Source organism: Caulobacter sp. FV2ye17ST (genome assembly GCF_058680955.1).
The window spans coordinates 4,222,720-4,245,246 of sequence record NZ_CM178727.1; the positions used below are offsets into that span (position 1 = coordinate 4,222,720).

Below are 22,527 nucleotides of genomic sequence, written 5' to 3' on the forward strand. Positions count from 1 at the left end.
CTACAGCCAGAACACGACGCGGGTGCGAACAAGGGTGAGACTGATCACCGTAAGCAGCGCGGCGACGCCAAGGAAGGCCAGCGACGCGTGAATGTCATGGATCGGCGCGGCATTGCCCAGCAGGGGCTGCCGGACGATCTCCAGCAGGTGGGCGAACGGATTGAGGTCAACGATCCAGCGCATGGTCTCGGGAACCTGTGATCGGCGCCAGAACACGGGGGTGAGCATGAACAGGCTCTGGGCGACAAAGCCGACCATATAGTTGATATCGCGAAAACGCACCGAGATCATGCCCAGCGGAATGCTGACGAACAGGCCGGTCAGCAGGGCGATCGGCAGGTTGACCAGCAGGGTCCAGTGCGGAACCACGGCCAGCTTCATCAGCATCAGCACCAGCCAGAGCCCGACGATCTGGTGGAGGAAGTTGATGAAGATCTTGCTCATCTGCTGGAAGGCGTGAAAGCTCAGCGGCAGGCTGCGCACCTGCATCACGCCCGCGGCGTTGACGAAGGTGTTGGCGATCTCGGGCAGGATGCCGCCGGTGATCGACCAGCCCACCACGCCGATCATGATGAAGGACAGGTTGTCCCTGGCGTCGCCGCCGAAGATCGAGCCGAACACGATCGCCAGCGAAAAGGCGGTGGCCAGGGTGGTGCTGGCCATCCAGACCGGACCCAGCAGGCTGCGGCGGTAGCGGGTCACGGTCTGCTCTACGCTGACCCGCCACCACAGAGGCGTCAGGAGCACGCCGCGGTACAGGTCCAGCGCGGCGGCCTTGAAACTTCCGAAGAGGCTCATTCAGAAGCCATTCCTGTTGACGGCAAACAAATCCGGAAACTCTCGCAAACAGGGTGGCGGCGGGCGAAGCGACCCGACTTCTCGCTCCATCGGAGCGGGCGCCTTCTTAACAGGCCTTGGAAGCTTGGGGAACAGCTCATCCGGCGGCCCGACCCCGCTGATTCTTCTGGGTGTTTAGGCCCGTTCGGGGGCTCCGGACAACGGCCAATCGCGCGTTCGCGTGCGGCTGTCCGGGGCCTGCGAAAGGTCGCTCAGCCCTCGGCCAGGGAGCGCAGATAGGCGCCGTAGGGCGACTTCTGCAGGTCGTGCGCCAGGCCCAGAAGCTGGTCGGTGTTGATCCAGCGGTTCTGGTAGGCGACCTCCTCGCAGCAGCCGATTTTCAGGCCCTGGCGATGCTCGATGGCGCGCACGAATTCCGAGGCTTCCAGCAGGCTGTCGTGGGTGCCGGTGTCGAGCCAGGCAAAGCCCCGGCCCATGCGCTCGACCGACAGGGCGCCGCTCTCCAGATAGAGGCGGTTGATGTCGGTGATTTCCAGCTCGCCGCGCGGCGAGGGCTTCAGGTCGCGGGCATAGTCGACGACCTTGTTGTCGTACATGTAGAGGCCGGTCACCGCCCAGTTCGAGCGCGGCTGGACCGGCTTTTCCTCGATGCTGACCGCCCGGTTGTCCTCGTCGAACTCGACGACGCCGTAGCGCTCGGGATCCTTGACCAGATAGGCGAAGACAGAGGCGCCGTTCTGGGCGCGGGTCGCCGCGCCCTCCAGCATCCGGCCCATGCCGGCGCCATAGAACAGGTTGTCGCCGAGGATCAGGGTCGAGGGACCATTGCCGACGAACTGCGCACCGATGCGATAGGCGTCGGCCAGGCCCGTGGGCTCGGGCTGTTCGGCATAGACGAAGTTGACGCCCCAGTCGGAGCCGTCACCCAGCAGGCCCTGGAACAGCGGCAGGTCGCGGGGCGTGCTGATGATCATGATGTCGCGGATGCCCGCCATCATCAGGATCGAGATCGGGTAATAGATCATCGGCTTGTCGTAGACCGGCAGCAGCTGCTTGCTGACGCCCTTGGTCACCGGGTGCAGGCGCGTGCCCGATCCACCGGCCAGGATGATGCCCTTCATGGAATAGTACCTCTACTGCCCCGCGCGACCGGTCACGTCTCTCGGTGACCTTTGGCCATCAGATATCTGTCCAGAGCGTCTTGCCACGCCGGCATCGATCGTCCCAGCGCCTTTTCGACCCGGGCGTTGGCCAGAACGCTGTAGGGCGGACGGCGGGCCGGGGTCGGAAACTCGGATGTCGGGATCGGCGAGACGGTCGCCTCGACCCCCGCGCGGTCGATGATGGCGGCGGCGAAATCATGCCAGCTGGCCGCCCCGGAATTGACCACGTGATAGACGCCGGCCGGCGCTTCCACCTTGATCAGGTCGAGGATCGCCTCGGCGGCGTCCCAGGAACTGGTCGGCGACATCACCTGGTCGGCGACCACCTTCAGGGCCCCGCGCTCGCGACCGAAGCGGATCATGGTCTCGACGAAATTGCCGCCCTTGCCGCTGGCCCCGGCCACACCGAACAGCGAGGCCACGCGGGCGACGATGACGTCGTCATGGGCCTGGCGCGCCAGGGTTTCGCCCTGCAGCTTGGTCTCGCCATAGACATTGATCGGGGCCGGCGCCGCGTCCTCGTCCAGGGGCTCGCGCGAGGCCTGGCCGCCGAACACATAGTCGGTCGAGACCTGGACGAGGCGGGCCTTCTTGCGCGCGCAGGTCCTGGCCAGGGCCTGGGCGAAATCGGCGTTGATGGCCACGGCCGGGGCCGGGTCCTTCTCGCAGTCGTCCACGCGGGTGACGGCGACGCTGTTGATGGCGACGTCGAAATCCAGATCGGCGAGCGCCGCATCCAGGCCCGCCAGGTCGGTCGCGTCGAACTGTGGGCGCTGCAGGGCGATCAGGCTCAGGCCGCGCGTCGCGGCGATGGCCGTCAGATCCTGCCCCAGCTGGCCGTTGGCGCCGAACAGGGCAATCCGGGGACCATCCTTGTTGAGGGAAGCCATCAGGCGGTCTTCAGGCCCAGACGCTGGCCGTCATAGCGTTCGCGCAGCGGCCGCCACCAGTCCTCGCGGGCCAGGTACCATTCGACGGTCTTGCGCAGGCCGGTGTCGAAGTTTTCTTCGGCCTTCCAGCCCAGCTCGGTTTCCAGCTTGGTGGCGTCGATAGCGTAGCGGGCGTCGTGGCCCGGACGGTCGGTGACAAAGGTGATCAGGTCGCGGCGCTTCAGGCCCGGCTGCGGGCGCAGGTCGTCGAGGATGTCGCAGATCGCTTCGACCACCTGCAGATTGGTGCGCTCGTTGCGGCCGCCGACATTGTAGCTCTCGCCGACCCGGCCCTTCGTGGCGATCAGCACCAGCGCCTTGGCGTGGTCGTCGACATAGAGCCAGTCGCGGATGTTGTCGCCCTTGCCATAGACCGGCAGCGGCTTGCCCTCGAGGGCGTTCAGCGTGACCAGCGGGATCAGCTTCTCGGGGAAGTGATACGGCCCATAATTGTTGGAGCAGTTGGAGACCACGACCGGCAGGCCATAGGTGTGATGCCAGGCTCGGACCATGTGGTCGGACGAGGCCTTCGACGCCGAATAGGGCGAGCGCGGGTCATAGGGCGTGGTCTCGGAGAACAGCCCCTCGGCGCCCAGGCTGCCGAAAACCTCGTCGGTCGAGATGTGGTGAAAGCGGAAGGCTTGCGCCGCTTCGCTGTCCAGGGTGCGCCAGTAGTCCAGCGCCGCCTGCAGCATCACATAGGTGCCGACGACATTGGTCTGGATGAAGGCGCCGGGGCCGGTGATCGAGCGGTCGACATGCGATTCCGCCGCCAAGTGCATGATGTGGGTGGGCTTGAATTCGGCGATGGCTTCTGCGACGGCCGAGGCGTCGGCCACATCGCCCTTCACGAACGTATAGCTGTTGTGGCCGCGCAGGTCGGCCAGGCTGGTCTCGGACGCCGCATAGGTCATGGCGTCGAAATTCAGGATCGCCGCGTCGCCCAGGCTGGCCAGATAGCGGCAGACCGCCGAGCCGATGAAGCCGCAGCCGCCGGTGACCATGATACGAAGATTGCGAGACATGCCGGGTTCCGGAAACGACTTAAGCCCGCCCCGTAGCTCAGAAATCCCCGCGCGCGCAACCCGCGGCGTCAAACGGCGGGGTCAGTCGGTGAACACCACCGTCTTGCGGCCGTTCAGCAGCACCCGGTCTTCCAGGCGATAGCGCAGGGCGCGGGCCAGGACGCGCCGCTCGATGTCGCGGCCCTTGCGGATCAGGTCCTCGGGCGTGTCGCGGTGACTGATGCGCTCGACGTCCTGCTCGATGATCGGGCCTTCGTCCAGGTCGCCGGTGACGTAGTGAGCCGAGGCCCCGATCACCTTCACGCCGCGCGCGTGGGCCTGGTGATAGGGCTTGGCGCCCTTGAAGCCCGGCAGGAACGAGTGGTGGATGTTGATGCAGCGCCCGGCCAGCTTGGCCGACAGCCCGTCCGACAGCACCTGCATGTAGCGGGCCAGCACGACGATGTCGGTCTTCGTCTCCTGGATCAGCTTCCACAGCGCGGCTTCCTGCTCGAACTTGGTCTCCTTGGTCACCGGCAGGTGATGGAAGGGCAGGCCCGTCAGGTCGACATTGGCGTAGGTCTCGGCCGGGTGGTTGGCCACGATCCCGGCGATCTCCATCGGCAGCTCGCCGATCTTCCAGCGATAGACCAGGTCGGCCAGGCAGTGGTCGAACTTGCTGGCCAGGATCATCACCCGATAGCGGTCGGTGCGGTCGCGCAGGGTCCACTTCATCGACAGGGCAGTCGCCACCACGGTGAAGTCGGCGCGCAGGGCGACATGGTCGGCGTCGTCGGCGTCGAACACCACGCGCATGAAGAACTGACCGGTCTCCTGGTCGTCGAACTGCTGGGCGTCGAGGATGTTGCAGCCGCGCTCGAACAGGAAGGCGGACACCTTGGCGACGATGCCGCGCTGGTCGGGACAGGAGAGGGTCAGGATCATGGTCCGCTCCCTCTAGAGGCTTGTCGCGCCGAAGAAAAGCGGCCAGCCCCGCCGCGCGAGGCCGAAATCGCTCGCGGCGCGAGGAAAATCGCCGGGTTTGCGCACGGGCATGCCTCCGGGCGGACGGGTGGCCGCGATCTGGTCGTGTCCGGCTAGGCAGCAGCGGGGAGACAGGGCTAGGCTCGCCCCATGGCATCCTCTTCCGAAGCGCTGTCCGACCGCGCCATCGATCTTCTGGCCAAGCTGGTGTCGTTCGACACCACCTCGCGGCTGTCCAATCTTGAGCTCATCGAATGGGTCGAGGGCTACCTCGCCCAGCTGAACGTGCCTTCGCGGCGCGTGCCCAATGCCGACGGGACCAAGTCCAATCTCCTGGCCACCATCGGCCCGGCGGTCGAGGGCGGGGTGGTATTGTCGGGCCATACCGACGTGGTGCCGGTCGACGGCCAGCCCTGGTCGACCGATCCGTTCGTGCTGACGGAAAAGGGCGGACGGCTCTACGGGCGCGGGACCTGCGACATGAAGGGCTTCCTGGCCCTGGCCCTGGCCGCCGCGCCGGACCTGGCGGCCGCCACGCTCAGCCGGCCCGTCCACCTGGCCTTCTCCTATGACGAGGAGGTTGGCTGTCTGGGCGCGCCCGACATGATCGAGGTCATCGCCCGCGATCTGCCCAAGCCGGCGCTCGTCGTGGTCGGCGAGCCCACCGACATGGTCGCCGTCAGCGGCCACAAGGGCATTGCCAGTTTCCGCGTCACGGTGTCCGGCCGCGAGGCCCATTCCAGCCTGACCCACCTTGGCGTCTCGGCCAATATGGCGGCGATCAGGCTGATGGCCGGGCTGGTAGAACTCTCGGAAAAACTCGAGCGCGAAGCCGATCCCGCCTCACCGTTCACACCCAAGGGCGCGACCCTGACCATCGGTCAGGTCAATGGCGGCACGGCGGTCAATATCCTGGCCCGCGAATGCGTGTTCATCTTCGACCTGCGCACTCCGCCAGGGATGGATCCGATGGCGATCCTGGCCGATTTCTTCGCCAAGACCGCCGCGATGGACGCCCAGCTGAAAGCCCGCGCGCCCGAGGCCGGCGTCAGGGTCGAGCGCCGCTCGTTGACGCCCTCGTTCGCGCCGGAAGTCGACGGCGTCGCCGAAGCCTTCGCCCGCCGCATGGCCGGCGACAACGGCCCGGGGCGTGTCGTGCCCTATGCCGCCGAGGCCGGGCAGTTCCAGGGGGCGGGGTTTTCCACGGTGATCTGCGGGCCGGGTTCGATCGACCAGGCCCATCAGCCCGACGAGTTCGTCGAGATCAGCCAGATGCAACGCGGGGCGGCGTTCATGGCGCGGTTGATCGAGGACCTTTCCCTCTAGCCTCTAACAAAAATCCGCTCTTCCCGGCGAAGGCCGGGATCCGAATCGAACCCAGGGCGCGCCAGGTCTTGGCAGGGTCAGAAGGCGCATCATCCCCAACCGCTCAGGGTGAATCTGGGTCCCGGCCTTCGCCGGGAAGAGCGGGGTGTGGGGTTAGCGCGGCTTCCTAATCACGAACCGCCGCCCGATGAACGCCGCCGGGTCGATCGACATCACCCGCAGGATCGCGCCGGAACTGGCCTTGCGACGGGCCTGAACCGCCTTGCGATCGGCCAGCACCGCCTCGAAATCGGCTTTCTTCAGCGCCGCCCTAATCCCCCGCATCGCCGGCCCGGCGTCGCCCCGGCGCAGGTGCAGAAGCAGCAGCGCCGCCGTCACCGCCACGTGCAGCGGCGTGGTCAGCCACAAGAGCAGCGGCGGGGTGTTCTTGAGGAAGGTCCAGACCCGGTTGCGCGAGCCGTGGAAGATGGCGAAGTCCGAGCGCACGCCCGTGCTGGCCGAACCCACATGGGCCACGCGGGCCTGTGGCAGAAGCAGGGTGGTCCGCCCGGTCAGCCGCAGGCGATAGCCCAGGTCGACATCCTCGCAGTAGCAGAAGAACCGCTCGTCAAAGCCGCCGAGGTCTTCGAACAGCGCCCTGTCGATCAGCATGGCCGCGCCACATGACGAGAACACCTCGCCCTCCTGCAGGTTGGCCGGCAGCCGGCGCCCATAGCCGCCCCGGAAAGGGATGCCGGCCGAGGTCATGTTGTCGCCGGCCCCGTCCAGCACGGCCGGATCGTCGGCCGAGGTCTGCAGCGAGGCGAAGCTCTGAACGCCCGGATGTCGTGCCGCGCCGTCCATCAGGGCGGCCAGCCAGCCGGGCTCGGGATAGGCGTCGGGATTGAGCAGGGCCAGCCAGCGGCCTTTCGCCTGTTTCACCGCCAGATTGTTGCCGGCCGCGAAGCCCAGGTTCGCGCCGGGCTCCAGGAAGCGGATCGCCGGGTCCGCCGCGACGGCGGCCTGGGGCGCGCCGTCGGTCGAGGCGTTGTCGACCAGCAGGATCTCGAAATCGGTGAAGGTCTGGGCCTTCAGCCCCGCCAGGCAGCGTTCCAGGGTCGGACCGCTCTCATAGGAGACGATGATCACGCTGATGCGTGGCGCGCTCTTGTCATCGGCGGTTCCAGACGGCATCGGTGGCGAGCTTGTCCCAAGAAAGTTCCGGTCATGAAAATCACCCCCCTGGCGATTCCCGAGGTCCTGCTTATCACGCCCGCCCGCCATGGCGACGAGCGCGGCTGGTTTTCCGAGACCTTCCGCCAGTCGGCGCTGGAGGAGGCCGGGTTCACCCGGCCGTTCGTGCAGGACAACCATGTGCGCTCGACCACGCGCGGCATCCAGCGCGGCCTGCACTATCAGAAGCCGCCCCACGCCCAGGACAAGCTGCTGCGCTGCGTGGTCGGCGCGATCTTCGATGTGGCCGTGGATATCCGCAAAGGCTCGCCGACCTATGGCCAGTGGGTTGGGGCCGAGTTGTCGGCCGAGAACCGCCAGCAGTTGCTGGTGCCGCAGGGCTTCGCCCACGGCTACTGCACCCTGACCGACGATTGCGAGGTGCTCTACAAGTGCACCGACTACTATACGCCGGCGGCCGAAGGCGGCGTGCGCTGGAGCGACCCGGCCATCGGCATCGACTGGACGATCCCCAACGCGCAGATCGGGGCCAATGCGCGCGACGAAGCCGCGCCGCTGCTCGCCGAGATCGACTCGCCGTTCGTTTACGGGGGCTAACTCAAAAGCCCGCTCTCCCCGGCGAAGGCCGGGGCCCAGATTCATCCGGACGGGTTTGGGTGTTCGCGCCATCGGCTTTCGCCAATCCCGCATCGCTGGCGGGTTCGATCTGGACCCCGGCTTTCGCCGGGGAGAGCGGAGAAAAGGGTGACCTTCACCGACCTCTTCTGGACCTCCGGCGAAGGCCTGCCGCTGCACGCTCGCGACTACGCCCCAATGGGCGTTATTGGGGGCGAGTCCACCGGCCTGCCGGTGATCTGCATCCATGGCCTGACCCGCAACGCCCGCGACTTCGAGGATCTGGCCCCCCTGATCGCCGCAGCGGGCCGCCGGGTCCTGGCGGTGGATGTGCGCGGCCGGGGCCTGTCGGCCTGGGACCCGCAGCCGCTGAACTATCATCCCGGGACCTATGCCGGCGACGTCGTGGCCCTGCTGGCCGCCACCGGGATCGAGCGCGCGGTCTTTGTCGGCACCAGCATGGGCGGCCTGATCACCCTGGTGCTGGCGTCGTTCAAGCCGGAAGCCATCGCGGCCGTGGTGCTGAACGATGTCGGCCCCGAGCTGTCACCCGTGGGTCTGGCCCGCATCGCGGCCTATGCCGGCGGCGCCAGCCGCTTCGAGACCTGGCCCGAGGCTGTCGACTATGCCCGCCGCATCAACCAGGCGGCCTTTCCGGCCTATGGCGACGCCGACTGGGAGCGTTTCGCCCGCCGGTTCTTTGACGAGAAGGACGGCGGCTACGTGCTGGCCTGCGATCCGGACATTTCCGCCCCGATCAAGGCGGCCGCCGCCGCCAACAAGGATGGCGCCTCGGCCCTGGCCCCGGACATGTATCCGCTGTTCCGCGCCCTGACCAAGGACCGCCCGGTGCTGCTGGTGCGCGGCGGCATTTCCGACCTTGTCGACCCGCCGATCGTGGAACGAATGTGCGCCGCCGCGCCCGACATGGCGGTGGTCGAGGTTCCCGGCGTCGGTCACGCGCCAATGCTCACCGAACCGCAAGCCTGGACGGCGATCGCCGATCTGCTCGACCGGGCTCCCTGAGGCGCGGCAAGGCGTGCGGAGCCCGGATCGAATGTGCTAGACGCGCCCGGACGCCTCTGTTGTTCCGCGTCCAGACAGGTAGCCCATGACTCTCGACCTCGCCGCCATCCAGGCCGCCGCCGGCCGCCTCAAGGGCCATATCGAGCGCACGCCGTGCCGCTATTCCAAGACCCTGTCGAAGATTACCGGCGCAGAAGTGTGGGTGAAGTTCGAGAACCTGCAGTTCACGGCCGCCTACAAGGAGCGCGGCGCGCTCAACAAGCTGATGCTGCTCTCCGACGCCCAGAAGGCCAAGGGCGTCATCGCCGCCAGCGCCGGCAACCATGCCCAGGGCCTGGCCTATCACGGCGCCCGGCTGGGCGTGCCGGTGACCATCGTCATGCCCAAGACCACGCCGTTCGTGAAGGTGCAGCACACCCGCGATTTCGGCGCGACGGTGATCATCGAGGGCGAAAGCTATGACGACGCCAACGCCCACGCGCTGAAGCTGCGCGAGGAGCAGGGCCTGACCTTCGTCCACCCGTTCGACGATTACGACATCATGGCCGGCCAGGGCACCATCGCCCTGGAGATGCTGGAAGACGCCCCCGATCTGGAGATCCTGCCCGTGCCCATCGGCGGCGGCGGCCTGATCAGCGGCGTGGCCACGGCGGCCAAGGCGCTCAAGCCCGACATCCGGATCATCGGCTGCGAGCCGGCCATGTATCCGTCCTTCACCGCCAAGATGCGCGGCATGACCGCCCATTGCGGCGGCCAGACGATTGCCGAAGGCGTGGCGGTCAAGACCGTGGGCGAGCTGACCTATGGCGTCGCCCGCCCCCTGATCGACGACGTGCTGCTGCTGGAAGAGCCGCATATCGAGCAGGCTGTGGCGCTGTACTGCAATGTCGAGAAGACCATCGCCGAGGGCGCGGGCGCGGCCTCGCTGGCGGCGCTGCTGGCCTATCCGGAACGCTTCCGGGGCAAGAAGTGCGGCCTGATCCTGTGCGGCGGCAATATCGACACCCGCCTGCTGGCCTCGGTGCTGACCCGCGAACTGGTCCGCGCCCAGCGGCTGGTGTCCCTGCGCATCGTCGGCGACGACCGCCCGGGTCTGCTGTCGACCGTGGCCAATGTGATCGGCGTGATGGGCGCCAACATCATCGAGGTCAACCACAACCGCCTGGCCCTGGACGTGCCGGCCAAGGGCGCGGAGTTCGACATCACCATCGAAACCCGCGACGCCCAGCACACCCAGGAGATCATCGACGCCCTGCGCGAGAAGGGCTACCCGCCGCGCTCGGTCTAGCCCTTCGGCGTTCCCGTCGGCGCGCGCAGCACGTCGATCAGTTCGATCCGGAAGATCATCACGCTGTTGCCGGGGATCGGGCCCTTGTCCTGGGCGCCATAGCCCAGGGCCGGCGGCACATAGAGGATCCACTCGTCGCCGGCCTTCATGCGCTGCAGGGCGATGACCCAGGCCGGCACCAGGCCGTCCAGCGGGAACGAGGCCGGCACGCCGCGCTCGTAGCTGCTGTCGAAGATCGTGCCGTCGATCAGCTTGCCCTCGTAATTGACCTTCACCTCGTCGGCGCGGGTCGGGTGCATGCCGCCATTGGGGCCGGTGCGAACCACCTTGTACTGCAGGCCCTCGGGCAGGGTGACCACACCCGGTTCCTTGGCGTTCTTGGCCATGAAGGCGTCGGCGACGGCGAGGTTCTCGGCGGCCTTCTTGCTGCCGCAGCCGGCGAGCGAGACGGCGGCGCCGGCGGTCAGAAGGGTGAGCAGGGCGCGACGATGCATGGAAGCCTCCGAAGACAATTGGCGGTTCAGCTAGCAGGCCCCGCGCGAAGATCAATCTTCCGCGCGTCGGAACCCCGACGCCAGCCGTGATTTCACGGAACGGTGGTGGCCTTTCGCGATTTCGCCCCCTAGAACCACCCGAAGCGAAAACCATGAGGCGCTCATGAAACCCGTCCGCAAGGCTGTTCTTCCCGTCGCCGGCTTCGGCACCCGCGTGCTGCCGGGCACCAAGACGACCCCGAAGGAACTGCTGAACGTCGTGGACCGGCCGATCCTGTCCTATGTGGTGGCCGAGGCCCGCGCGGCCGGCATCGAGCACTTCGTCTTCGTTACCGGCCGCAACAAGGGCGCGATCGAGGACTATTTCGACCATCAGGTCGAGCTGGAGGCCGCCCTGGCGGCCAAGGGCAAGACCGAGATGCTGGACGAGCTGCTGGCCGAGCTGCCCAGGCCCGGCGAGATGAGCTTCGTGCGCCAGATGGCCCCGCTGGGCCTGGGCCACGCCGTGTGGTGCGCCCGCGACATCGTCGGCGACGAGCCGTTCGCGGTTCTGCTGCCCGACATGGTCATGCACGCCCAGACCTCGGCTCTCGCCCAGGCCATCGAGGCCTATGATCAGGTCGGCGGCAATATCGTGGTGGTCGAGCCCTGCCCGGCGGGCCAGGCCCACCAGTACGGCATCGTGGCGCTGGACGGTCAGGACGGCCGCTTGAACCGCATGACCGGCATGGTCGAAAAGCCGCCGAAGGGCACCGAGCCCTCCAACCTGTTCATCAGCGGCCGCTACATCCTGCAGCCCGAGATCTTCGATCTGCTGGCCTCGCAGGAGAAGGGCGCCGGCAACGAGATCCAGCTGACGGACTCGATGCTGAAGCTGATGGGAACCCAGCAGTTCCACGCCCTCGAATACGAGGGCATCACCTACGACTGCGGCGACAAGATCGGCCTGCTGCGGGCCAATGTGGCCATGGCCCTGGCGCATCCCGAACTGGGTTCTGCGGCGCGCAAGGCCATCGAGGACTTGCTGAAGGCCTAAGGCCTAAGGCCTACCGCGTCAGCGGCAGAACCTGCGTCATCAGGATATCGTGCTGCGCGGCCAGCAGGCTCTCATTGGGGTCGTGGCCGGCGTCGGTCACCAGGCGCCAGGCCTTCTTCGGCGCCGTGATCGAGTCGTAGTAGCGCCGGGCGACTTCGGGCGTGGTGACCAGATCCGCCGCGCCCTGGACGAAGAAGATCGGGATCGCGAAATCCAGGCCCAGGGCGGGCAGGTCGATGCGCGACAGCATGCCGTCGCCCTTCATGCCCACGAACTGGATGTAGGAGAAATCCTCCCCGCCTTCGTAGTCGGCCAAGGCCTTGTCGGTGGCGTAGGGCGCGGCGGGCGCCCACCAAGCCTTGGGCGCCGGCGTGGCGGTCTTGGCCTCATAGACCCGCGTCGCGCGACGCAGGATCCCAAAGGCGCGAGGATTGGTCCAGGGCGGCGGCCCCAGGGCTTCGATGGCAGCCACCGTCGCCGTGTCACCCGCCGCGCGGGCCAGGGTCAGAACCTTCTGGTGACTGGAGATCAGGTTGTCGGGATTTCTGACCAGCTGGCCGGTGGTGATGTAGGCGTGGAACAGCTCGGGTCGCGCCCTGACCATGTGGACGCCCAGCACGGAGCTCCACGAGCCGCCCATCAGCACGACCTTTTTCTGGTTCAGGCGCGCGGTCAGATAGGCGGCGACCTCGACGCCGTCCTGCGCCATGCCCTCGACGGTCAGGGCTGACTCGTCGTGATTGCGGCCAAAGGTCTTGCCGGCTCCGCGCTGGTCCCACTGGACCATCGTGAAGTCCTTCTCCCACGCGCCGTACAAGGCGTCGGCATAGGGGGTCATCGGGTTGCCAGGGCCGCCATGCAGGACCAGCACCACCGGATTGTCGCGGCAGGCGCCCTTGATGGTCACCCATTGCTCGATCCCGCCGATCTTCACGAAGCTTTCTTCGTTCACGGGCGCGCAGGCGGGCCTGGCGTGGGCGCTGGCGGCGAAGGTTGTCGCGAGCAGGAACGCGGCGAAGGCAAGCTTGGCGGAATGGAGCATGAGCTGCCGTAGCAGGCCCAGGCGCCGGACTCCAGCCTCCGCCGATCGGCGCTTCAGGAGGCTTGGCGATCCCACTCGGCCAGGACGTCCTGATCGGTTTCGATCGCGACCGGGCGCAGCGCCGCCGCCCTGTCCGGCGCCAGGCGCCGCGCCGCCCAGACCGCCGCGCCGCGCACCACCGGCGCCGGATCGCTCAACAGCGGCTCGACCACGGTCATCATTGCCGCATCGCCGCTGTTGCCGATCGCGTAGAGCACGTTGCGCACGAACCGGTCCCGCCCGATGCGCTTGACCGGACTCTTGGAAAACAGCGCCCGGAACGCCGGATCGTCCAGCGCCGCCAGCGCCGCCAGCGACGGCCCTTTCAGCGTCTCCCGCGCATGGAACTTCGCCTCGCTGGAAACCTGGGCGAACTTGTTCCACGGGCAGACCGCCAGGCAGTCGTCGCAGCCATAGATGCGGTTGCCCATGGCGGGCCGGAACTCGACCGGGATCGGGCCGGCCAGCTCGATCGTCAGGTAGGAGATGCAGCGCCGCGCATCCAGACGATGGGGTTCGGGGAACGCATTGGTCGGGCAGATGTCCAGGCACGCCCTGCACGAGCCACAATGGTCGACCTCGGCCGCGTCGGGTGGCAGGTCCAGCGTCGTCAGCACCGAGCCCAGGAACAGCCACGAGCCGAACGGTCGCGAGACCAGATTGGTGTGCTTGCCCTGCCAGCCCAGCCCGGCCCGCTGGGCCAGGGGCTTTTCCATCAGCGGCGCGGTGTCGACAAAGACCTTCACCTCTTCGCTGAACCGCCGGTGCATCCAGCCGGCCAGCAGTTTCAGCCGCTTCTTGACCACGTCGTGATAGTCGTCGCCTTGGGCGTAGACCGAGATCGCCGCGCGATCCCGATGCTCCAGGGCGGTCAGCGGATCGTGGTCGGGGCCATAGTTCATGCCCAGCACCACGGCTGAGCGGGCGTCGGTCCACATGGCGGTGGGGTGGCTGCGGCGCTCCAGCGTCTCTTCCATCCAGCCCATGTCGCCGTGGAAGCCCTCGGCCACGAAGTCTGCCAGCCACTGGCCATTGGGCCAGGCGGCGGCCGCGTCGGCGAAGCCGCAGGCGTGAAAGCCCAACCGCAGGGCCTCGGCGCGGATCTCGTCCTTCAAAAGCTGGTTCGGATGACTAGAAGTCGAGGTCGTCATAATGCGCGGCCGGCGCGAGGCCGGGCCAGCGATCGGCCAGGATGGGCCTGAAGCAGGGCCTCGATTTGAGCTTCATGTACCAGGTCTTGGCGGTCGGGAAGTCCTGCCAGGGCACATCGCCGAAATAGTCGATCACCGACAGGTGGGCGGCGGCGGCGAAATCGGCCAGGCTCATGCGGCGGCCGGCCAGCCAGTCGCGGGTCTGCAGCAGGCCGTCGACATAGCCCATATGGGCCCGCAGGGCGTCGCGACCGCGGCGCAGGGCCGACAGATCGGGCGCACCCAGCCGCAGCAGGCGCTTTTCCATCTTCTCGTGCAGCAGGAAGCCGTTGACCTCGTTGTCGAACTTGCGGTCGAACCACTGCAGCAGGCGGCGAGCCTCGGCGCGTTCGCTGGCGTCGCGGCCCAGCAGGGCCGGCTCGGGATCCTGCTCCTCGATATGTTCCAGGATGGCCCGGGTCTCGCAGACCACCGTCTTGCGCTCGCTGCGGATCTCGACCAGCACCGGGGTCACGCCCGAGGGGTTCAGGGCCAGGAAGTCGGGCGCGCCTTCCCAATAGCGAACCTGGACCTCGGCGAAGGCCAGACGCTTTTCACCCAAGGCCAGACGCACCTGTCGCGAGGCGGGGTCCAGGGGGAAATGATGAAGGGTGCGATCGACGCTCATGCCCATTTGCGCTCAGGCTGCATCAAAAGAGCGATGCGCCGGTTTGCTTAACAACCTGTTGCTGAACGCCGTTAACTCAAGCAATGCAGGCGTTTATGCGACGTTTTCGATCGGTGAAGCTTAGGTTTTGGCGTTCATTCGGCCGATCAGGGCGGTGGTGCTCTGTCCGGCCTTGAGGTCGGCCAGCAGCACCCTGCCGCCATAGCCCAGCACCACGTCGGAGCCGACCACGGTCTCGACCGTATAGTCGGCGCCCTTGACCAGCACGTCGGGGCGGAAGGCCTGGATCAGGTTCAGCGGCGTGTCCTCGTCGAACAACACCACCAGATCCACCGACGACAGAGAAGCCAGGACCACGGCGCGGGCGTGCTCCTTCTGAACCGGCCGGGTCGGGCCTTTCAGCTTGGAGACCGAGGCGTCGGTGTTGAGGCCCACGATCAGCCGGTCACAGGCGGCCCGGGACTGGTCCAGCAGTGACACGTGTCCGGGGTGCAGCAGGTCGAAACAGCCATTGGTGAAGCCCACGGTCTGGCCGCGGGCCCGCCAGCCGGCGACGATCTCCAGGGCGTGGGGCAGATCGGCGATCTTGACCTCGGCCGGGGCGCCCGCTTCGGAGCGGGCCAGGGCGGTCAGTTCGGCGGCGGTGACCACGTCGGTGCCCAGCTTGGCCACCACCAGGCCGGCGGCGAGATTGGCCAGGCGGGCGGCGTCGGCCAGGGAGGCGCCCGCCGCGACGGCCAGGGCCAGGGTCGCGGCCACGGTGTCGCCGGCGCCGGAAACGTCGAACACTTCCACGGCGGTGGCGGGCAGATGCACGGGCGGCTGGCCGCGCGCGCTGAGGGTCATGCCCGCCCCGCCCCGGGTGATCAGGGCCGCGTCCAGGCCGGGGGCCATGGCCAGGATCGCCGCGCCGGCGTCTTCGGAGGCTTCGTCGCTGTCGTCGATGACGCCTGTGGCTTCGGCCGCTTCCTTGCGGTTGGGCTTGACCAGGGTCGCGCCGTCATAGCGGGCCAAGTTGCGGCTCTTGGGATCGACGATCACCGGCTTGCCGGCGGCGCGGGCGGCGTCGATGGCGGCGCGGGTCACGGCGTCGGTCAGCACGCCCTTGGCGTAGTCCGACAGCACCACCACGTCGGCGGCGGCCAGGCGCTGGCTGAAGGCGGCCAGCAGGGCGGCGGGTTCAGCGGGGCCGCGATCCTCGCGGTCGACCCGCAGCATCTGGTGCGAGCCGGAGATGTAGCGGACCTTTTCGGTCGTGCGACGCCCCGCGTCGGTGACCAGATGGGCCTCGACCCCGGCCTCGTCGCCCAGCATGGCGGTCAGCGCCCGGCCGGCGTCATCGGCGCCGATCAGGCCGATCAGCACGGCCCGCCCGCCCAGGGCCGCGACATTGCGGGCCACATTGCCCGCCCCGCCCAGCATGGCCGTTTCGCGCTCGACGGCGATCACCGGCACCGGCGCTTCCGGCGAGATGCGGTCGACGGCGCCATAGATGAAGCGGTCCAGCATCACGTCGCCCAGCACCAGCACGGTCTTGCCGGCGAAGGCGTGGGGCAGTTGGGCCAGGGTGTCGTCCATGCGGGGGCGGCTCGTCTCGAACAGGATCCCGCGCTTACTAGCCGTGATGGGCTTCCGCGAACAGCCCGCCGTGGCTCTCGGCCTTACCGCGAGGGTCGGGATGGATGATGATGTCGGCGGCCGGAAAGGCCTCCAGCAGCCGGTTCTCGGCATTGACCATGATGGTGTGGGCCTCGGCCAGCGAGATCCCGGCCTCCAGATCGGCGTGCATCTGGATGTGCACATAGGGGCCCGAGGCGCGGGTGCGCAGCTGGTGCACGCCCAGCAGGCGCGGATCCTCGGTGGCCAGGGCGACGATGCGCTTGCGGTCCTCGTCGGGCAGTTCGCGGTCCATCAGCTGGCTGGCGGCCTCGCGGAACACGCCGATCGCGCCCCAGATCAGCCACAGGGCCACGATCAGGCCGGCGACGGCGTCGATCCAGCCGATGCCGAGGAACGCGGCCGCGCCGATCCCGACCAGGGCGACGGCGTTGGAGCCCAGATCGGCCGCATAGTGGGCCCGGTCGCCCGAGACCGCGATCGAGCCGGTCGCCTTCAGCACCTTCGACTGGGCGATGATCAGGGCCAGGGTCAACACGATCGAGACCACCATCACCGCCATGGCCAACAGGCCCTGCTCGACCGGACGCGGATTGAACATGGCCCGAATGGCTTCCTGGCCGATCAGGGCGCCGGAGGCGAAGACCAGGCCGCCCTGCATCAGGCTGGAAAAGGCCTCGGCCTTGCCGTGGCCGAAGCGGTGCTCGGCGTCCGGCGGCGCGGCCGCGTAGCGCACGGCGAAGAAGGTGATCAGCGAGGCGACCAGGTCCAGCCCCGAGTCCGACAGCGAGGCCAGCATCGCCACCGAGCCGCTGGCCAGCCAGGCGACGGTCTTGACCACAATCAGGATGGCCGCCACCGCCACCGACAGGGCGGTGACGCGACGGGTCAGGGCCTGGGTTTCAGGCGACAGGGCGGAGAGGGTCATGCCGCTTCCTTAACAAGCGGCGCGGCCCCACCCCAGCGAGAACGACTCGCGCGAGTCGTTCTCGCTTGCGGCGTCAGGCGGCCTGCCGCACGCCGGGCCCCACATAGACCGACTGCGGCCGGATCAGCTTGCCGCCCGCCAGCTGTTCGCGGGCGTGGGCGATCCATCCGGCCGTGCGGCCCATGGCGAAGACGCAGGTGAAGCTGGCCGGCGGCAGACCCAGGGCCTCCAGCAGCAGGGCGGTGTAGAACTCGACATTGGTGTCCAGCGGCCGGTCGGGCTTGCGCTCGCGCAGGATCTGCAGCGCCGCCTGCTCGACGGCCTCGGCGAAGGCGACGCGGCCGGGCAGGGCCCTGGAGGCGTCCGACAGCTTGCGGACGGCGGCCTTCAGGGCGTCGGCGCGGGGGTCGCGGACGCGATAGATGCGGTGACCGAAGCCCATCAGCCGGTCGCCGCGCGCCAGGGCTTTTTCAAGCCAAGGGCGAGCATTTTCCGGGGTTCCAATGGCGTCCAGCATGTCGATCACCGGCCCCGGCGCGCCGCCGTGCAGCGGGCCCTTCAGGGCCGAGATCCCGCCCAGCACCGCCGAGGTCAGGCCCGCCCGGGTTGAGGCGATCACCCGGGCGGCGAAGGTCGAGGCGTTCAGGCCATGGTCGCAGACTGTGACCAGATAGGCGTCCAGGGCCCGGGTCTCGGCGTCGCTGGCCGGTTCGCCCCGGGTCATCCGCAGGATGTCGGCGGCGTGCGAGAGGGCCGGGTCGGGCGCGACGGGGGTCTGGCCAGCGGCGACGCGCAGCACGGCGGGGGTGAAGACGGCCGGAGCGGCCAGCAGCAGGAGGGCGGTGGCCAGATCATCGCCGTCGGGCAGGCGGGCCAGCAGGGCGCGCATGGCCTCGACCGGATCGCGTTTGGCCAGGGCCTCATCCAGCGCCCCGACCTCGGCGAACATCTTGACCCGCGCGGCGCTGAGGGCGGGCGCGAGATCGGCCGGCATGTCGTCGAAGAAGCCGTCGAACAGCAGGTGGGCGGCCTGTTCGAAGGTGGTGTGGCCGGCCAGATCCTCGACGGCATAGCCGCGAATGACCAGGCGGCCGTGGGCCCCGTCGACGTCGGACAGAACGGTGTGGGCGGCGATCACGCCTTCAAGCCCATGGGCAAGACCTTCGGACATGGTGAGGTCTCCTTTCGGCCGGCAATTCGCGCCCGTCATGCTTGATCGTCAATCTTGATCAATATAATCAATCTATATGGCGAATGACTGGCTGGACGCGGAACAGGTGCTGGACCGGCTGGGGATCCGGCCCCAGACCCTCTACGCCTATGTCAGCCGGGGCCGGATCGAGGCCGCCGCCCATCCGGAAGACCCGCGCCGCAGCCTCTATCGCGCCTCCGATGTCGCCGCCCTGCACGCCCGCAAGGCGCGGGGCCGTCGCGCCGCCGATGTCGCGGCCGAAGCGATTGCCTGGGGCGAGCCGGTGCTGGCCTCGGCGATCACCACGGTGGCGGGCGGCCGGCTCTGGTATCGCGGCCGCGACGCGGCGGCGCTGGCGCAAGACCACACCCTGGAACAGACGGCGCGGCTGCTGCGCGGCGGCCATGGCGCGGCGCTGAAGGCGGCGCGGGCCGGGGATGTCGTGGCCGGCGAGACCGCGCGGGCCCGCCTCTTCAACGTCCTGGCGCTGCGGGCGGGGGCGGAGACCCCGGCGCGCGGACGGGCGCCGCTGGCCCTGGCCATGGAGGCCGCCAGCCTGCTCGACGCGGTGGTCGACGCGGCGGCGGGCGAGGTGACCGAAGGTCCGGCGCATCAGCGTCTGGCCCGCGCCTGGGGCGTCGACGGGGCGGGGGCCGACCTGCTGCGAACGGCGCTGGTGCTGCTGGCCGACCACGAACTGAACGCCTCGACCTTCGCGGCCCGGGTCGCGGCCTCGACCGGAGCGTCGCTGTCGGCCGCCGCCCTGGCCGGGCTCAGCGCCCTGTCTGGACCGCTGCACGGCGGCATGGCGGCGCGGGTTGAGGCCTTCGTCGCCGAGGCCGATCGGGCGGGACCCGCCAGGGCCGTGAGCGCCCGCCTGGCGCAGGGATCGTCGATGCCGGGCTTCGGGCATCCGCTCTATCCGGACGGGGATCCCCGGGCGCGGGCCTTGCTGGCGGCGTTCGAGCCGCCGGCGCTGCTGGCGGATCTGCGGCGCGAGACAGAGGCCGCGACGGGCCAGCTGCCCAATATCGATTTCGCCCTGGTGGGTCTGGCGCGAGCGCTAGCCCTGCCGACCGACGCGCCGTTCATCCTGTTCGCCGTGGCGCGCACGGCCGGGTGGCTGGCCCATGCGATCGAGCAGATCCAGACCGGGCGGCTGATCCGGCCGAGGGCGCGGTATGTGGGCGAGGCGTTGGCTGCGAACGCTGGCGGTGGTTGAGGACAGGCGTGAAGGCGGCGGCGGTGGGATGCAGGCCGCCGGCGCGGGAAGACCCCACTAGTACGCCTTCGTCCGCGGAAGCTCGAGCCTCCCTCTCGTGACTGGCTAAATCCGCTGATAGGTAGGACGCCAAAGAAATCCGGCTGGTCCTCATTAAGGGGTTTCCATTTTCGCACGAAGCTCAACTATGGGGCGTCGCGAGACGGAGACGACACCTTGAGCTGGAGACGCTCGTGCCTTCCGGCGCTGATCATCGCCCTGGCGGTCCAGGGGGCGTGCTTCGCCGCTGCGACCGTGACGCGGGACACGACGCGTCAAAGCGTCACGGCCGAGATGCTCACCCTGCCGACACGGGTGGTCGGCCGGACGTCCAGCGCGGCCCTGCCGCCGCCGCTGCCCGCCGGCGCGACCGCCTACACCCATGAGTGGCCGGGAGTCTATTTCGAGACGGCCTTCGTCGGCGATCGCCTGGTGTTGCGGTTCGACGACGGTTGGCACGAATACCGCCTGCGTGTGGACAACGATCCGCCGATCGCCATCACCCGGCCTGGCCAGGCGGACATCGTCGTCGGCGGCTTGGCTCGCGGGCCGCACCGCGTCAGGCTGGAGAAGGTCTCGGAAAGTTTCAAGGTTCGCGGGACCTTCGCCGGCTTCTACGCCCCGCGCGACGCCCGGCCGCTGCCGACGCAGGCTAGGGCGCGGCAGATCGAGTTCATCGGACCCTCGGGCATGACCGGTTTTGGCGACCGCTCGACCACGCCGACCTGCACGTTCGAAGACGAGCACGCCACGACCGACACCCAGCAGGCCTATACGGCCCTGGTCGCCAAGCATTTCGGCGCGGACTACCAGATCAACGCCAGCTCAGGGCGCGGCCTGATCCGCAATGTCACCGAGATTCGCGGTGATCCCGGCCTACTCGCGCTATATCCCTTCACCTTCTCGGACCTGACCGCTCCCTATGCCGATCCGTCGTGGCAGCCGCAGATCGTCGAGATCGCCGCGCTGACGGACTTCATGATCGAGTTGCGGCCGGATGAGCGCTGGAAGGACTTGAGCGGCCTGGTCCCCGACTGGACCAAGGCCTTCGGCGACCTGCTGGCGGAGATCCATCGCCGGTCGCCCGATGCCGCCATCTTGGTCGATTGGCCCGAGGAGACCGACGTTAATCCAACTGAATATCGCAAGACCTTCGCTGACATGAAGGCGGCGATGCGCCAAGCGGCCGACCGCGAGGGCGTGCGGATGATTCTGTTCGTCCCGCCTTACCGCGAACAGCTTGAGCGCACCGGCTGCGGTCAGCACGGCAGCCTGAAGGACAATCAGGCGATCGCGGAGTTCCTGATCGGCTACATCGAGGCCCGACCGGAACTGTGGAACGGCCGCTGAACAGGCCAATGGTCCAGTATGAGTCGGAAGCAGATATTGTCTTCCGCCCCATGTGTGGACGCACAGCGTCCCGCTCATCCTTAAATCTCTTGGAGGCTGCAGCGTGCCGGTCTGACCAGGTTGGTCAAGCAGCTGTGATGGCGGTCAAGTCTGAGCTCCAGGCTGATCTGGATTTGCGGATGGCGTTTAGGGTGACGATGAGCCTTCGCATGCAGGCGACGATGGCGACCTTGGGCGGCTTTCCGGCCGTGCGGAGGTGCTGGTAGGCGACCTTGAGAACAGGATTGCAGCGGATGGCGCTGAGGGTGGCCATGTAGAGGACGGACCGGACACCGGGTCGGCCGCCCCAAACGGAGCGGGTTCCGCGCATCTTGCCGGAGTCCCGGTTGAAGGGCGCGACGCCGACCAGGGCGGCGATCTGTCGGCTGTTGAGCTGGCCCAGCTCCGGCATCTCGGCGATGAGCGTTCGAGCCAGTACGGGGCCGACGCCGGGGACGGAGCGGAGCAGCTCATCGTCTGCGCGCCAGGCAGGGCTCTGGCGGATCAGGCGGTCGAGGTCATCGTCAGCGCCTTTGATCTCGCCATCGATGAAGGCCAGGTGGCGCTCCACGCCGGCGCGGACGGCTGGGCTGAGATGCATCTCCAGCCGGTTCTTCTCGACCTTGCGCATGGCCAGCAGCTGGCGTCGGCGCACGACCAAGTCTCTGAGCACGCTGGCGTCTTCGTCCCGCAATGGTCGCGGCTCGGGTTGGATGGCCAGGCCGAAGGCGGCCAGAACATCGGCGTCGATGCGGTCGGTCTTGGCCAGGCGGCCGCTGGCCCTGGCGAAGTCGCGGACTTGGCGGGGATTGACCACCGCCACGGCCAGCCCGGCGCCTGCGAGGGCGGCGACGGCGTCGCGCTCGTAGCCGCCGGTGGCCTCGACCACCACCAGCCTGGGCTTCCTGCGCGCCATCCAGGCGACGAGCTTGTCCAGGTCGCCCGAAGAAATATTGAGGCGATCGCCCGAGGGGGCGATCGCCGCGTCTATGTGGTGCTTGGAGATGTCGACGCCGGCATAGGTGGGTTGAGAAGTCATGGGCTCCTGCCTCGTGCATGCGGGGTCGGCCGAGAGGCCGCCTCAGTCAGCTGTTCGGAGTGTCACAACACGCATGACCGACGCCCAAGCTTGACACGGGATCTGGTCGCAGGGACGAACGACGGGCTACCGGCCACACGGCGATCAAACCTCACGATCCGACCGCTTGTCCATCATACGAGGACGACGCTCTCGCGTCGCCGCGACGCGGCGGCCCGCAGGGCCGTCCTTGACCAACCTGGTCAGACCGGCGATCGTCTCGCCGTGAGATTTAAGGATGGCTCCCTTCGGCGCGAAGGCGGGCGGTGTTTCCCCGGCCGACGCCGCAGGCCCCCTCCGGACCGCTATCGCGGTCGTCCTCCCCCT

The 22,527-nt window shown here is 68.3% G+C and carries 21 protein-coding genes; 7 read left to right on the forward strand and 14 right to left on the reverse strand.

Annotated features, from left to right (window positions below; translation table 11 throughout):
• The 5 genes from ACW17V_RS20395 to purU all read right to left on the reverse strand — a co-directional run bounded on the left by ACW17V_RS20395 (position 1) and on the right by purU (position 4,839).
• Positions 1 to 798 (reverse strand): ABC transporter permease, encoded by a 798-nt coding sequence (locus ACW17V_RS20395; RefSeq protein WP_492106841.1) that lies wholly within the window; start codon positions 796 to 798, stop codon positions 1 to 3.
• Positions 799 to 1,049: 251 nt separating this feature from the next.
• Positions 1,050 to 1,919 carry a glucose-1-phosphate thymidylyltransferase RfbA gene (gene rfbA / locus ACW17V_RS20400; protein ID WP_492106842.1) on the reverse strand — a complete coding sequence of 290 codons (870 nt, stop codon included), beginning with the start codon at positions 1,917 to 1,919 and terminating at the stop codon, positions 1,050 to 1,052.
• A gap of 32 nt (positions 1,920 to 1,951) precedes the next feature.
• Positions 1,952 to 2,851: a dTDP-4-dehydrorhamnose reductase gene (rfbD, locus tag ACW17V_RS20405; protein ID WP_492106843.1), complete on the reverse strand. Its 900-nt coding sequence runs from the start codon at positions 2,849 to 2,851 to the stop codon at positions 1,952 to 1,954.
• Positions 2,851 to 3,915, reverse strand: coding sequence for a dTDP-glucose 4,6-dehydratase (gene rfbB / locus ACW17V_RS20410; RefSeq protein ID WP_492106844.1), 1,065 nt, complete (start codon positions 3,913 to 3,915; stop codon positions 2,851 to 2,853). The genes rfbD and rfbB overlap by 1 nt, the downstream gene beginning before the upstream one ends.
• A gap of 81 nt (positions 3,916 to 3,996) precedes the next feature.
• Complete coding sequence (gene purU, locus ACW17V_RS20415) at positions 3,997 to 4,839, reverse strand: formyltetrahydrofolate deformylase (protein ID WP_492106845.1); 843 nt, start codon at positions 4,837 to 4,839, stop codon at positions 3,997 to 3,999.
• 189 nt (positions 4,840 to 5,028) lie between these two features.
• Here purU and argE point away from each other — a divergent pair, with 189 nt between their 5' ends.
• Positions 5,029 to 6,204 (forward strand): acetylornithine deacetylase, encoded by a 1,176-nt coding sequence (gene argE / locus ACW17V_RS20420; RefSeq protein WP_492106846.1) that lies wholly within the window; start codon positions 5,029 to 5,031, stop codon positions 6,202 to 6,204.
• Between the two features lie 153 nt (positions 6,205 to 6,357).
• On the opposite strand, the gene ACW17V_RS20425 is transcribed toward argE, so the two are convergent.
• Positions 6,358 to 7,377 carry a glycosyltransferase family 2 protein gene (locus ACW17V_RS20425; RefSeq protein WP_492106847.1) on the reverse strand — a complete coding sequence of 340 codons (1,020 nt, stop codon included), beginning with the start codon at positions 7,375 to 7,377 and terminating at the stop codon, positions 6,358 to 6,360.
• Between the two features lie 33 nt (positions 7,378 to 7,410).
• Here ACW17V_RS20425 and rfbC point away from each other — a divergent pair, with 33 nt between their 5' ends.
• From rfbC to ACW17V_RS20440, 3 genes are all read left to right on the forward strand, one after another.
• Positions 7,411 to 7,974 (forward strand): dTDP-4-dehydrorhamnose 3,5-epimerase, encoded by a 564-nt coding sequence (gene rfbC / locus ACW17V_RS20430; RefSeq protein ID WP_492106848.1) that lies wholly within the window; start codon positions 7,411 to 7,413, stop codon positions 7,972 to 7,974.
• A gap of 147 nt (positions 7,975 to 8,121) precedes the next feature.
• On the forward strand, positions 8,122 to 9,018 hold the full coding sequence (locus tag ACW17V_RS20435; protein WP_492106849.1) for an alpha/beta fold hydrolase: 897 nt from the start codon (positions 8,122 to 8,124) through the stop codon (positions 9,016 to 9,018).
• Between the two features lie 85 nt (positions 9,019 to 9,103).
• Positions 9,104 to 10,306 carry a threonine ammonia-lyase gene (locus tag ACW17V_RS20440; protein WP_492106850.1) on the forward strand — a complete coding sequence of 401 codons (1,203 nt, stop codon included), beginning with the start codon at positions 9,104 to 9,106 and terminating at the stop codon, positions 10,304 to 10,306.
• On the opposite strand, the gene bamJ is transcribed toward ACW17V_RS20440, so the two are convergent.
• Entirely contained in the window at positions 10,303 to 10,800 is a 498-nt protein-coding gene (gene bamJ / locus ACW17V_RS20445; RefSeq protein WP_492106851.1) for a BamJ family beta-barrel-assembly machinery protein, read from the reverse strand. The genes ACW17V_RS20440 and bamJ overlap by 4 nt on opposite strands.
• 163 nt (positions 10,801 to 10,963) lie before the next feature.
• Here bamJ and ACW17V_RS20450 point away from each other — a divergent pair, with 163 nt between their 5' ends.
• Positions 10,964 to 11,836 carry a UTP--glucose-1-phosphate uridylyltransferase gene (locus ACW17V_RS20450; RefSeq protein WP_492106852.1) on the forward strand — a complete coding sequence of 291 codons (873 nt, stop codon included), beginning with the start codon at positions 10,964 to 10,966 and terminating at the stop codon, positions 11,834 to 11,836.
• Positions 11,837 to 11,846: 10 nt separating this feature from the next.
• On the opposite strand, the gene ACW17V_RS20455 is transcribed toward ACW17V_RS20450, so the two are convergent.
• The 6 genes from ACW17V_RS20455 to ACW17V_RS20480 form a co-directional block, all read right to left on the reverse strand.
• Entirely contained in the window at positions 11,847 to 12,878 is a 1,032-nt protein-coding gene (locus ACW17V_RS20455) for an alpha/beta fold hydrolase (RefSeq protein ID WP_492106853.1), read from the reverse strand.
• Between the two features lie 53 nt (positions 12,879 to 12,931).
• Positions 12,932 to 14,068, reverse strand: coding sequence for a tRNA epoxyqueuosine(34) reductase QueG (queG, locus tag ACW17V_RS20460; protein WP_492106854.1), 1,137 nt, complete (start codon positions 14,066 to 14,068; stop codon positions 12,932 to 12,934).
• Positions 14,049 to 14,735: an FtsZ-binding protein FzlA gene (gene fzlA, locus ACW17V_RS20465; protein WP_492055966.1), complete on the reverse strand. Its 687-nt coding sequence runs from the start codon at positions 14,733 to 14,735 to the stop codon at positions 14,049 to 14,051. The genes queG and fzlA overlap by 20 nt, the downstream gene beginning before the upstream one ends.
• 120 nt (positions 14,736 to 14,855) lie before the next feature.
• Entirely contained in the window at positions 14,856 to 16,313 is a 1,458-nt protein-coding gene (gene rfaE1 / locus ACW17V_RS20470; RefSeq protein ID WP_492106855.1) for a D-glycero-beta-D-manno-heptose-7-phosphate kinase, read from the reverse strand.
• 37 nt (positions 16,314 to 16,350) lie between these two features.
• Positions 16,351 to 17,280 (reverse strand): cation diffusion facilitator family transporter, encoded by a 930-nt coding sequence (locus tag ACW17V_RS20475; RefSeq protein ID WP_492106856.1) that lies wholly within the window; start codon positions 17,278 to 17,280, stop codon positions 16,351 to 16,353.
• A 73-nt stretch (positions 17,281 to 17,353) separates the two neighbouring features.
• Complete coding sequence (locus ACW17V_RS20480) at positions 17,354 to 18,451, reverse strand: citrate synthase/methylcitrate synthase (RefSeq protein WP_492106857.1); 1,098 nt, start codon at positions 18,449 to 18,451, stop codon at positions 17,354 to 17,356.
• A 76-nt stretch (positions 18,452 to 18,527) separates the two neighbouring features.
• Between ACW17V_RS20480 and ACW17V_RS20485 the strand changes: the two genes are divergently transcribed.
• Both ACW17V_RS20485 and ACW17V_RS20490 read left to right on the forward strand, forming a co-directional pair.
• On the forward strand, positions 18,528 to 19,694 hold the full coding sequence (locus tag ACW17V_RS20485) for a citrate synthase family protein (protein WP_492106858.1): 1,167 nt from the start codon (positions 18,528 to 18,530) through the stop codon (positions 19,692 to 19,694).
• Positions 19,695 to 19,910: 216 nt separating this feature from the next.
• Complete coding sequence (locus ACW17V_RS20490) at positions 19,911 to 21,083, forward strand: SGNH/GDSL hydrolase family protein (RefSeq protein ID WP_492106859.1); 1,173 nt, start codon at positions 19,911 to 19,913, stop codon at positions 21,081 to 21,083.
• A gap of 124 nt (positions 21,084 to 21,207) precedes the next feature.
• Here ACW17V_RS20490 and ACW17V_RS20495 read toward each other — a convergent pair whose 3' ends face one another.
• The gene (locus tag ACW17V_RS20495; protein ID WP_492106860.1) at positions 21,208 to 22,161 is read right to left on the reverse strand and encodes an IS110 family RNA-guided transposase; all 954 of its coding nucleotides are present in this window, start codon (positions 22,159 to 22,161) and stop codon (positions 21,208 to 21,210) included.
• Positions 22,162 to 22,527 lie beyond the last annotated feature (366 nt).

What these genes read in the sequence shown, in the direction of transcription:
- rfbB (WP_492106844.1), bottom strand. Translation starts at nt 3,915, where the DNA reads ATGTCTCGCAATCTTCGTATCATGGTCACCGGCGGCTGCGGCTTCATC.
- rfbA (WP_492106842.1), bottom strand. Translation starts at nt 1,919, where the DNA reads ATGAAGGGCATCATCCTGGCCGGTGGATCGGGCACGCGCCTGCACCCG.
- queG (WP_492106854.1), bottom strand. Translation starts at nt 14,068, where the DNA reads ATGACGACCTCGACTTCTAGTCATCCGAACCAGCTTTTGAAGGACGAG.
- ACW17V_RS20495 (WP_492106860.1), bottom strand. Translation starts at nt 22,161, where the DNA reads ATGACTTCTCAACCCACCTATGCCGGCGTCGACATCTCCAAGCACCAC.
- ACW17V_RS20450 (WP_492106852.1), top strand. Translation starts at nt 10,964, where the DNA reads ATGAAACCCGTCCGCAAGGCTGTTCTTCCCGTCGCCGGCTTCGGCACC.
- ACW17V_RS20485 (WP_492106858.1), top strand. Translation starts at nt 18,528, where the DNA reads ATGGCGAATGACTGGCTGGACGCGGAACAGGTGCTGGACCGGCTGGGG.
- rfbC (WP_492106848.1), top strand. Translation starts at nt 7,411, where the DNA reads ATGAAAATCACCCCCCTGGCGATTCCCGAGGTCCTGCTTATCACGCCC.
- ACW17V_RS20475 (WP_492106856.1), bottom strand. Translation starts at nt 17,280, where the DNA reads ATGACCCTCTCCGCCCTGTCGCCTGAAACCCAGGCCCTGACCCGTCGC.
- ACW17V_RS20455 (WP_492106853.1), bottom strand. Translation starts at nt 12,878, where the DNA reads ATGCTCCATTCCGCCAAGCTTGCCTTCGCCGCGTTCCTGCTCGCGACA.
- argE (WP_492106846.1), top strand. Translation starts at nt 5,029, where the DNA reads ATGGCATCCTCTTCCGAAGCGCTGTCCGACCGCGCCATCGATCTTCTG.
- ACW17V_RS20480 (WP_492106857.1), bottom strand. Translation starts at nt 18,451, where the DNA reads ATGTCCGAAGGTCTTGCCCATGGGCTTGAAGGCGTGATCGCCGCCCAC.
- ACW17V_RS20395 (WP_492106841.1), bottom strand. Translation starts at nt 798, where the DNA reads ATGAGCCTCTTCGGAAGTTTCAAGGCCGCCGCGCTGGACCTGTACCGC.
- ACW17V_RS20425 (WP_492106847.1), bottom strand. Translation starts at nt 7,377, where the DNA reads ATGCCGTCTGGAACCGCCGATGACAAGAGCGCGCCACGCATCAGCGTG.
- rfaE1 (WP_492106855.1), bottom strand. Translation starts at nt 16,313, where the DNA reads ATGGACGACACCCTGGCCCAACTGCCCCACGCCTTCGCCGGCAAGACC.
- ACW17V_RS20440 (WP_492106850.1), top strand. Translation starts at nt 9,104, where the DNA reads ATGACTCTCGACCTCGCCGCCATCCAGGCCGCCGCCGGCCGCCTCAAG.
- purU (WP_492106845.1), bottom strand. Translation starts at nt 4,839, where the DNA reads ATGATCCTGACCCTCTCCTGTCCCGACCAGCGCGGCATCGTCGCCAAG.
- rfbD (WP_492106843.1), bottom strand. Translation starts at nt 2,851, where the DNA reads ATGGCTTCCCTCAACAAGGATGGTCCCCGGATTGCCCTGTTCGGCGCC.
- fzlA (WP_492055966.1), bottom strand. Translation starts at nt 14,735, where the DNA reads ATGAGCGTCGATCGCACCCTTCATCATTTCCCCCTGGACCCCGCCTCG.
- bamJ (WP_492106851.1), bottom strand. Translation starts at nt 10,800, where the DNA reads ATGCATCGTCGCGCCCTGCTCACCCTTCTGACCGCCGGCGCCGCCGTC.